Raw genomic sequence first — 10,017 nt, 5'->3', positions numbered from 1 at the left:
CCGGAGCACCCGCCGCTTTCGCGCGCGCGCTGGGTTCCCAAGATTTTACAAAGGGCACAACCGCTGCGACGACTCCCACACCACCGACCACTGCCGTGGTCGCTGTGAGGAAGCGGCGGCGGCCGTGATCGACGACTTCGTTCGCCATCAGGCTCTCCGGTACTTGCATGCCATTGAGATGCAGGGACTACCGACCCACTCGAACTAGAATCTGTTATCCCCAAAAATCGCGTTAGTGTAGCGTCAGCCCATCACTCGTACAATCAAACCGATACTGTGGGCCCACGCCCGTCCAACCTTAGCCCACGCCCGCTTCGCAACGAAACTTCTCACGACATGAAACATGCCGCCGGCACGCTCGCCTTCATCGCCCGCTTCGTGGTTATCGGGCTGGCGGCTGCCTTCGTGATCAGCCTCTTATGGCCGGCGACGGGCGAGCGGTTGCGTGCGCGCATCGGCCTGACCGGCGGCACCGCCACGCATAGCGCGGCACCGGCAAGCACCCCTCCCGTACCGTCGGCACCGACGCTGTCGCGTCAGTCCGGCCCGGTGTCCTACGCCGACGCCGTCGCCAAGGCGGCACCGTCGGTGGTCAATATTTACGCAAACAAACTCGTCACCGCGCGCGCCATGCAGATGTATGCCGATCCGGTGCTTCGACGCCTGTTCGGAGGCATTCCTACCGGCCCGGCATACCAGAAACGCGAGCAGAGCCTGGGCTCCGGCGTGATCGTCAACAGCCAGGGCTATGTGTTGACCAATAATCATGTCATTGCCAACGCCGACGACATCCAGGTGTTGCTGTACGACGGCCGCGTGGCCAAGGCTCGTGTCGTCGGCGCCGACGACGAGACCGACCTTGCCGTGCTCAAGATCGACGTGGCCAATCCACCGGTGATCCAGATCGCCGATCAGAAGCGGATGCGTACCGGCGACGTCGTGCTGGCGATCGGCAACCCCTTCGGGCTGACCCAGACCGTGACCATGGGCATCGTCAGCGCGATCGGTCGTCAGCTATCGAGTACCAGCCCAGAGGATTTCGTGCAGACCGACGCGGCCATCAACCTGGGCAACTCCGGCGGTGCACTGATCAATACCCAAGGTGAGCTGGTCGGCATCAACACCTCGTTGATCGGCAAGGCCGCCAATGCCGAAGGCATCGGCTTCGCCATTCCGGTCGACACCGCGACGCGGGTGCTGGCTCAGCTCATGGATACCGGTCACGTGGTACGCGGCTGGATGGGCGCCGATTACGGCTTCGTCCCGATCGCCGCCGACAGCGGCCTGCCCGCTGCGGCGCGCGGCGCTCAGGTGATCGATGTCTATCCCGGCGGCCCTGCCGCCCAGGCGGGGCTCCAGCCCCACGATATCCTGCTGCGTCTTGGCGACGAGGATGTCGTCGACCCGGCCGATCTACGCCGGCATGAAGCTGCACTCAAGCCAGGCAGCAAGGTCAAGGTATCGGGCTTGCGCAACGGCACGCCTTTTCATACCGAAGTGACGCTGGCGCAGCGACCGCCAATGCCGCCTACGGTGCCGGCGGACAGCTGACGACCGAACTACAGCCCTCGCCCGCCCAGGGCGGCCACAGGCGGAGCTTTCGCAACCACCGTGCCGTAACGCTTGCGCAGCGTGCCCACGCGCTCGACATAGACCTGGGTTTCCTCATACGGCGGCACGCCGTTATAGCGCAGCACCGCATTGGCGCCGGCGTTGTAGGCCGCGGCGGCCAGACGTTCGTCGCCATTGAAATTGCGCAGCAACAAGGCCAGATAGCGTGCGCCGCCGCGAATATTCTGATCGGCGTCGAATGCATCGCGCACGCCCATGTCGTTGGCCGTGGCCGGCATCAACTGCATCAGGCCCTGCGCACCTTTCAGCGATAACGCGCGCGGATTGAACGCGCTCTCGGCATGAATGATTGCGCGAAGAAAAGCCTCATCCACACCGAACTCGGCGCTGGCTGCGCGGATCGTGTCGGCATATGCCGTCAGGTTGAGCGCCACGCTGTCCCAATGGATCGGCGAACGCAGGTTGCAGGCCACACAGGTGGCGATATAACTGAAGAGCATGGTGACCGCACGGCCTTTCTGGCCTGCCGGCGCCACATTGGTGTATTCGACCGAGCCATCCGGATGTACGACCCGGTATACCGATCCACGCAATACACGCTCGTTTGGCGCGGTCAATGCCGCGGCCGTGTCGTCCAGGGCCTTTTTCGATTCCGCGTAAGTCCACTGCCCCGGCTTGCCCGGCGGGGACGAGGCGGTCGCCGTCCTGTCCTCGCCAGCGGGGGCAATCGCCGGCCTCGCCTCGGCCACCGTGCGCGCAGTGGTCTCGACGGAACCCTTTACACCCAGTATCGAGGCGATCGGCGCCATCGTCGGGCGCGCACGCCGTGCCGCGGTGGGCGGAGCCGAGGTACCCGGCAGTTTGTGGCAGTCGCTATAGCCGACCGCGCTATTGCTGAAGACCGCCTCACCGCTGGCGCCGGTACATCGATAAAGCCCGCCGGCCCGTGCCGCTGCCGGGCACAGCGCCAGGATCACGAGCACGGCCACACCTGCCAGGGCCTGCTGCAGGCGCCGGACGGGTGTTTTCTGCGTGAATCCATCGGCAAACATGGCGCGCAGTGTGCAGCCCGCCCCAGAGCCGCTCAAGAGCTGACCACCGGATTCGTGCGCCATGACCGTTATCCCCGGCCCGGCCCAAGGCGTCAAAAAGGGGCGCAAGTGCTTGATCCTGTTACCCCAGGTAACTGGCGGATGCCGCCAGGTCGGCGTAAACTGCGCGGTTCGGCGCCTTCGCCCTCTATCACTCGAACCGGTACCCAAGCACTCCATGAGCGGCAAGCTTTTCATCAAGACTCACGGCTGTCAGATGAACGAGTACGACTCGGCCAAGATGGCCGACGTGCTGAAGGCTTCGCATGGCCTGGAACTGACGCAGGACGAGGCCGAGGCGGACGTGATCCTGATCAACACGTGCTCCATCCGCGAAAAGGCCCAGGAGAAGGTCTTCAGCCAGCTGGGCCGCTGGAAGGAGCACAAGCAGGGCGGCAAGCCGGTATTGATCGGCGTAGGTGGCTGCGTGGCCTCGCAGGAAGGCGATGCGATCATCAAGCGCGCACCCTTCGTCGACCTGGTCTTCGGTCCTCAGACCCTGCATCGCCTGCCCGAACTGATCGAGGCCAAGCGAGCTACCGGCAAGGCGCAAGTCGACATCAGCTTCCCTGAGATCGAGAAGTTCGACCGCCTGCCCGAGCCGCGCGCCGAGGGCCCCACGGCTTTCGTCTCGATCATGGAAGGCTGCTCCAAGTACTGCTCGTACTGCGTGGTGCCGTACACCCGCGGCGAGGAAATCAGTCGCCCCTTCGACGACGTGATCGTCGAGGTGGCCCGCCTGGCCGACCAGGGCGTGCGCGAGGTGAATCTCCTCGGGCAGAACGTCAACGCTTACCGTGGCCCGACCCACGACGGCGGCGTCGCCGACCTGGCCGTGTTGATCCACGCCATCGCGCAAATCGACGGCATCGGCCGCATTCGCTTTACCACCTCTCATCCGCTGGAGTTCTCCGACTCGCTGATCGAGGCATACGCCAATGTGCCGCAGCTAGCCAACTTCCTGCATCTGCCGGTGCAGGCCGGCTCCGATCGGATCCTCACCGCCATGAAGCGCGGCTACACGGCGTTGGAGTTCAAGCAGAAGATCCGCAAGCTGCGCGCGGTACGTCCCGATATCTGCGTCTCTTCGGATTTCATCGTCGGCTTCCCCGGCGAAACGGACGACGATTTCGAAAAGACCATGAAGCTGATCGAGGACGTCGGCTTCGACCAGAGCTTCTCCTTCATCTTTTCCTCGCGCCCGGGCACACCGGCGGCCAACCTGGCCGACGATACGCCGATGTCCGTCAAGCACGAACGCCTCTCGCGCCTGCAAGCCGTTCTCAACGAAAACGCTCGAAAGATCAACGAAGCGATGGTCGGCACCGTTCAGCGCGTGCTGGTGGAAAAAACCAGCCGCAAGAATGCCAACGAACTGAGCGGGCGCACAGAGAACATGCGCTACGTGAATTTCCCTGGCCCGACGCGCCTGATCGGACAGTTTGTCGACGTAACGATCACCGAGGCCATGACCAACTCGTTGCGCGGCCGCGTGCAGACTGCGGCCGACGATCGGGCCGATCACCAGGCCGCTTGAAAAAGCCGGCTTTCGCAATACATCGGTGGTGCGCTCCATGCGCGCTACCCTGTATCCGTTCCCGCGCCCAGGTGCGGCATCACCATGTTTACGACTGCCCCGTAACCTTATGACCAACGGTCTTAATCAACGCGATTTCACGCTCGACCCGGCAGACAACGGTCGCCTGGCCAACCTCTGCGGCCCGTTCGACGAACACCTGCGCCAGGTCGAATTGCGCCTGGGCGTAGAGATCGATCATCGCGGCGAGCTGTTCCAGGTCATCGGCGAAGAGGCCGCCGCACGCGCCGCGGAGAAAGTGCTGCGTGCGCTTTACGCGGAAACCGAGCGGGAAACGCTTACCGGGCCGCGCATCAACCTGCACCTGGCCGAATCGGGCATCGATGCAATTACCGACGAGGCTGCCGAGAGCGCCCAGGATGTCGTCATCAAGGTCAAGCGTGGCGTGATCAAGGGCCGCGGCCCCAATCAGGCACGCTACCTGCACGCGATCACCACGCACGACATCAATTTCGGCGTCGGCCCGGCCGGTACCGGCAAGACCTACCTTGCCGTTGCCAGCGCCGTCGAAGCGCTGGAAGCCAACCGCGTGCAGCGCCTGCTGCTGGTGCGCCCCGCGGTAGAGGCCGGCGAAAAACTCGGCTTCCTGCCCGGCGACCTGTCGCAGAAGGTCGATCCTTATCTGCGTCCGCTCTACGACGCGCTCTATGAAATGCTCGGCTTCGAAAAGGTCGCCAAGCTGATCGAGCGCAACGTGATCGAGATCGCTCCGCTGGCCTATATGCGTGGCCGCACGCTCAACGACTCCTACGTGATTCTCGACGAAGCGCAGAACACCACCGTCGAACAGATGAAGATGTTCCTCACGCGCATCGGCTTCGGCTCGGTCGCCGTGATCACTGGCGACGTCAGCCAGATCGACCTGCCCCGCCACGTGCGCTCGGGCTTGCGCCACGCCATCGAAGTGCTGCGCGGCGTCGACGGCATCAGCTTCACCTTCTTCACCTCGCGCGACGTCGTACGCCATCCGCTGGTCGCCAAGATCGTGCGGGCCTATGAAGCCTTCGAAGATGCCGACAAGAGCAACGCCAGGCCGGACCATGGCAACCACTGAGCACAGGGTGCACGTGAGCTATGGCGTGCCGCGTACGGGCGTGCCCGCAGCGGCCAGTTTCCGTCGCTGGGTCGATGCGGCATTGGCCGGCGCCAGGCATCGCAGGGTCGCGGAATTATCGATACGCATCGTCGATACAGACGAAGGGCGGGCGCTGAACCGCGACTACCGCGGTAAGGATTACGCCACCAATGTGCTCTCCTTTCCCGCCGAACTACCCTCAGGCATACGGCTACCGCTGCTCGGCGATCTGGCCATCTGCGCGCCGGTGGTGGCACGTGAGGCGGGCGAACAACGCAAGCCTGCCCAGCATCATTGGGCGCATATGACCGTCCATGGGGTGCTGCATCTACTCGGGTACGACCATATCGAAGATGCCGAGGCCGAGGTCATGGAGGCATTGGAGACACGAATTCTTGGGCGGCTTGGAATTGCCGATCCTTATGTTCAAGGAGTGGGTGCAGAAGACTGAGGAGAAAGAGAAAAGCATGGCCGCTCTTGGAAAATTGCGGCAGCACACAACAAAAACAATTAAATACAATAAGTTATAAAGCATCCTAACTCGTTACCCCTCTCCACTATCTTCTCCCCCGCCCCTGAACCGTCACGATTTTTCCGCTAGACTCCAATTCCCGCCCTTTTTCGGGCAGTTATCGCAAGCGTAATGAACGAGGACCCTGGCAGTACCAGCGGCCCGGCCCACCGCTCCTGGTGGGATCGACTGGGCCACATGTTTTCCGGCGAGCCGCGCAATCGCCAAGAGCTCATTGAGGAGCTCCGCGCCGCCCAGGCCAAGGGCCTGCTCTCCAATGACACCCTGACCATGGTCGAGGGTGCGATCAAAGTGACCGAACTGAGCGTCGACGATGTCATGGTGCCGCGCACCCAGATCGTCATGCTCTCTGCCGACGCACCGCTGGCCGATATCCTCGCTACCGTCGTCGAGTCGGGTCACTCGCGCTTTCCCGTGCATGGCGACGACAAGGACGAGATCGTCGGTATCTTGCTGGCTAAGGATTTGCTGAAGTACTTCGGCGATGGCCAAGTTTTCGACATCCACACCATTCTGCGCCCGGCGGTGCTGATCCCTGAATCGATGCGGCTGAACGTGTTGTTGGCGGAGTTCCGCCATACGCGCAACCACATGGCCATGGTGGTGGACGAATACGGCGGCGTGGCCGGCCTGATCACCATCGAGGACGTGCTCGAACAGATCGTCGGCGAGATCGACGACGAGCATGACGACGAGGAAGAACCGCAGCTCATGCACGCGCAAGCCAACGGCAGTTGGCTGGTCAGCGCGCTGACGCCGATTGCCGATTTCAACGAGCAGGTCGGTGGGGATTTCTCCGATGAGGAGTTCGATACCATCGGCGGCATGGCGACGTCGGAGTTCGGCCACTTGCCCGAAGTGGGCGAAGAGATCGTCATCGGTGGCTATCTGTTCCATGTTACCGAGGCTGACGACCGTCGCGTGCAGCAGTTCCGTGTGACGACTGCGGGTTCGTGACGGAAAGCCCCCCTCGCCCCAACCCTCTCCCCCGGCAAAAAGCCGGGGGAGAGGGAGCCGTCTCCGCAAATACAAAGCACTGAGGTTCGCCCGAGTCGGCTTCCTTTCCCGTGGTTTTGCGGGGAGAGATGGTAGAGATGAGGGAGAACGCCGCTTAGTCCCGATGCGGACCCTGTTCAAGATTCCATAAAGTCACGAGATACGACCATGCACCCGCTGCGCCGCCTCCTACTGCTGGCCCTCCTGCTGATCGGCCTCGTTCCAGCGGCACAGGCGGACGTCGCCAACGCTCCCGGCGCCAATCTCGAAGTCTCGCTGATAACCTACGGCCCGGGCGCGATCTACTGGGAGCGCTTCGGCCACGACGCCATCGAGTTGCGCGACACCGTCAGCGGCGAATCGGTGAACTTCAACTACGGGGTCTTCGATTTTGACGAAAGCGGCTTCCTGCTCAACTTTGCGCGCGGGCGCATGCATTACCTGATGGATGCTGCGCATAGCGAGGACGACGAAAGCTACTACGTGCAGACGGGCCGCTCGATCACGCGTCAACGCCTCGCCTTTACGCCCGAACAGGCCGCCGCGCTACGCGACTACCTGTTGTGGAACCTGCGGCCAGAAAACGTACGCTACGACTACGACTACTACACCAGGAACTGCACCACACGAGTGCGCGACGCACTGGATCAGGCCCTGGGTGGGGTACTCAAGACCGCCTTGCAGACACGAGCCGGAGGCATGACATTTCGCCAGCAAACCGCTCGATTGATGGACCAGCAAGCATGGCTGATGCTGATCCTGGATCTCGGCCTGGGGCCCTATGCCGACCGTCCGCTCGATGCGTGGCAGGAGAGTTTTCTGCCCATGGTCCTGCAGCGCGAAATCGCCACGGTCAAAACCAGCGATGGCCGGCCGCTGGTCACTGACGAACAGGTACTGTCGCCCAACCGCCTGGTACCTCCTGCGGAAACCGCCCCAGACCTGCGTATGCCGCTGGCGATCGCCGGGCTAATCCTGGCTGCGCTGCTGATCGTCCTGCAGCGTTTCGTTCCTATCGGCCATGCCCTGCTTGCCAGTCTTTTCCTGCTATTGGCGGGCACGGTCGGCACGCTATTGCTGATCCTTTGGTTCGCCACCGCGCACCAATCCGCTTGGGCCAATGCCAACTTGCTGCTGTTCAATCCACTGGCCTGGCTGCTACTCGCCACCGTATGGCGCGCACGTCGCGGCGTGCCAGCTAGCCGCCTTGCCAACATCGTACTGATCGTCCAATTGGCTGCCTGCCTGGTCGCTATTGGCCTGCACCTGCTGCCGGGAACGGTGCAGCAAAACCAGCCTTGGCTACTCTTCGGCCTGCCTTGTTGGGTGGCGCTGGCCTGGACTCTGCGTCGCGTCAGTATCCGCTGATTTGAAGCTCTTGTCCTAAGACGGGCGCAAGCGAGGCAGCGTAGCTGGCGGTCAAATGCTGGCCATCGCGAAAGACGATCACACCCTGTCGTTGTGCGTAGCAAATCCCACCGGGACAGATACGGTCGTTAAGGTCCACGATGCTCGCATTCGGAACGGTTGTTACTGCATGACTCAATGCGTTCAGCACCATCAGTGCATGTGCATCGTCCGATGGCGCGCTGCACAGGGCCTTGGTCCCTAGCCATGCCGGACGCCCTTCTCGCTGAGCCAGGCAGTTGGGGCCGTCGAAAGGCAGGTAAGGCGTTGCGCGCAAAATGTAGATATGGCCGGTTGCTTGGCTGAGCCTCTCTAATACACGCTCGGTACCTTCTACCCATTGTTGCTCACTGAAACCATTGGTGGAGACGGTGCTAAGCATCACCAGGTCCGGCCGGAGCGTCCGGACATAGTCCAGCGCCTTCTCGCGCCAACGCGAGCACTCGGTGTATTCGCGCCCAATGCGCGCATAGAAGAACGGTTCCTCCACCATCGGACAGGAGGACTTTGTCAGCACAACCAAACGCCATCCCTGCTGTGCAAACAGCTTTTCCGTCGCCGGAAACCATTGCCCCGCAATGCTATCGCCCATGAGCACCGCCACATGCGCGCTTGTGCCGTTGCCAAATGCGCAAGGCTTCAGACGATCGCTTGCATACCAGTCGTCGCAACCCATGCCATAAATCGCCGGAGAGTCATTATGCGCGCGTGCATACTTAGCCTGCCGACCATCGTTGGATGCATCGCCTGCGCGATCCGACCATTGCCCGGCCAGCATAGCCAGCGCCCCCATGGCCAGCGTAGCAACCAACAAAGTACTTAAGCGCCTTCGTAGCCAGCCTTCCTGATGACGGATCGGCGCCTCGATGTAACGATAGCTGAGTGCGGCAAGGAGCAAAGAGGTCCCGACTGCCATAACACGCACTTCCCAGCCATCGCTATCGGCTAACACCTTCGCTAGCAGCAGGGCCGGCCAATGCCAGAGATACCACGCATAGGAAACACGCCCGATCGCTTGCAACGGCTTCCAGGACAAGAACGAGGAAACTCCCTTGGCACCTGGCGCCATCCCCGCGGCGATCACTATCGCCGCACCGAGGCTTGGCAGCAGGGCATACACCCCTGGATAAGGCCGATGCGCATCGAACAATGCGCCTGCCGCCAGAATGGCTCCTAACCCCAACCATCCGAACTCCATAGGCAAGCGCGGGCCGCGCGGTGACGACATCGTCAGCTTCACTAAAGCACCGAGCGCAAACTGCCAAGCGCGCATCGGCATCAAATAGAACGCGGCGGCTGGAGCCACATAAGTCAGATAGATACACGCGCCAAGGCTCAACACAAGTACGCAATACAAGCCAAGTCGCAGGCGCCGCTCGCCACGCGCGGCATCTGTATCGGAGCACAGCCAGAACAACAGCAACGGCCAGACCAGGTAGAACTGCTCCTCCACCCCGAGCGACCAGGTATGCAGGAAAAGATTGGTGTCGTTGCCCGGTGAAAAATAATCGAGCCGGTTCAGCGTGAAATAGATATTGCTTAACCAGAGCGCCGCCATGCCGGCCGCGTTCGCTTGCTCGCCCTGCTCGGCGGGCGCAAGCAGTAGCGCTGCGGCGGCGCCGGTTACCAGGATCATCGTCGCCAGGGCCGGCAACAGACGGCGCAGGCGACGAATATAGAAACCGGCCCACTGCACGTGCCCGGCCTGGCGAATTTCCTCGACCAACAGCCCCGTGATCAGGAATCC

At 62.3% G+C, this 10,017-nt stretch carries 9 protein-coding genes; 6 read left to right on the top strand and 3 right to left on the bottom strand.

What is annotated here, in order from left to right; genetic code table 11:
* Nucleotides 1–148, bottom strand: a 148-nt coding sequence (locus tag VIM98_RS08960; RefSeq protein WP_331992753.1) for a ubiquinol-cytochrome c reductase iron-sulfur subunit N-terminal domain-containing protein, incomplete at its 3' end; no start/stop codon positions are given.
* 188 nt (nt 149–336) lie between these two features.
* On the opposite strand from VIM98_RS08960, the gene VIM98_RS08955 reads away from it, so the two are divergent.
* Complete coding sequence (locus VIM98_RS08955; protein WP_331992752.1) at nt 337–1,551, top strand: S1C family serine protease; 1,215 nt, start codon at nt 337–339, stop codon at nt 1,549–1,551.
* Nucleotides 1,552–1,559: 8 nt separating this feature from the next.
* Here the strand turns inward: VIM98_RS08955 and VIM98_RS08950 are convergent, their stop codons facing one another.
* Nucleotides 1,560–2,687, bottom strand: coding sequence for a transglycosylase SLT domain-containing protein (locus VIM98_RS08950; RefSeq protein ID WP_331992751.1), 1,128 nt, complete (start codon nt 2,685–2,687; stop codon nt 1,560–1,562).
* Between the two features lie 154 nt (nt 2,688–2,841).
* On the opposite strand from VIM98_RS08950, the gene miaB reads away from it, so the two are divergent.
* The 5 genes from miaB (at nt 2,842) to VIM98_RS08925 (ending at nt 8,231) form a co-directional block, all read left to right on the top strand.
* Nucleotides 2,842–4,200 carry a tRNA (N6-isopentenyl adenosine(37)-C2)-methylthiotransferase MiaB gene (miaB, locus tag VIM98_RS08945; RefSeq protein ID WP_331992750.1) on the top strand — a complete coding sequence of 453 codons (1,359 nt, stop codon included), beginning with the start codon at nt 2,842–2,844 and terminating at the stop codon, nt 4,198–4,200.
* 109 nt (nt 4,201–4,309) lie between these two features.
* The gene (locus tag VIM98_RS08940) at nt 4,310–5,314 is read left to right on the top strand and encodes a PhoH family protein (protein WP_331992749.1); all 1,005 of its coding nucleotides are present in this window, start codon (nt 4,310–4,312) and stop codon (nt 5,312–5,314) included.
* Nucleotides 5,301–5,786, top strand: a complete 486-nt coding sequence (ybeY, locus tag VIM98_RS08935; protein WP_331992748.1) for an rRNA maturation RNase YbeY — start codon at nt 5,301–5,303, stop codon at nt 5,784–5,786. Before VIM98_RS08940 ends, ybeY begins: the two co-directional genes overlap by 14 nt.
* Before the next feature lie 192 nt (nt 5,787–5,978).
* A complete protein-coding gene (locus tag VIM98_RS08930) occupies nt 5,979–6,824 on the top strand; it encodes an HlyC/CorC family transporter (RefSeq protein WP_331992747.1) in 846 nt (281 codons plus the stop codon).
* A gap of 207 nt (nt 6,825–7,031) precedes the next feature.
* A complete protein-coding gene (locus tag VIM98_RS08925) occupies nt 7,032–8,231 on the top strand; it encodes a DUF4105 domain-containing protein (RefSeq protein WP_331992746.1) in 1,200 nt (399 codons plus the stop codon).
* Here VIM98_RS08925 and VIM98_RS08920 read toward each other — a convergent pair.
* The coding region (locus VIM98_RS08920; RefSeq protein WP_331992745.1) for an acyltransferase family protein at nt 8,218–10,017 on the bottom strand (1,800 nt) is incomplete at its 5' end. The two genes, VIM98_RS08925 and VIM98_RS08920, sit on opposite strands and share 14 nt — an antisense overlap.

Source organism: Dyella sp. (assembly GCF_036568765.1).
In the GTDB taxonomy this organism is placed as follows: Bacteria; Pseudomonadota; Gammaproteobacteria; order Xanthomonadales; family Rhodanobacteraceae; genus GSA-30.
This window is presented reverse-complemented; position numbering and strand designations above follow the sequence as displayed.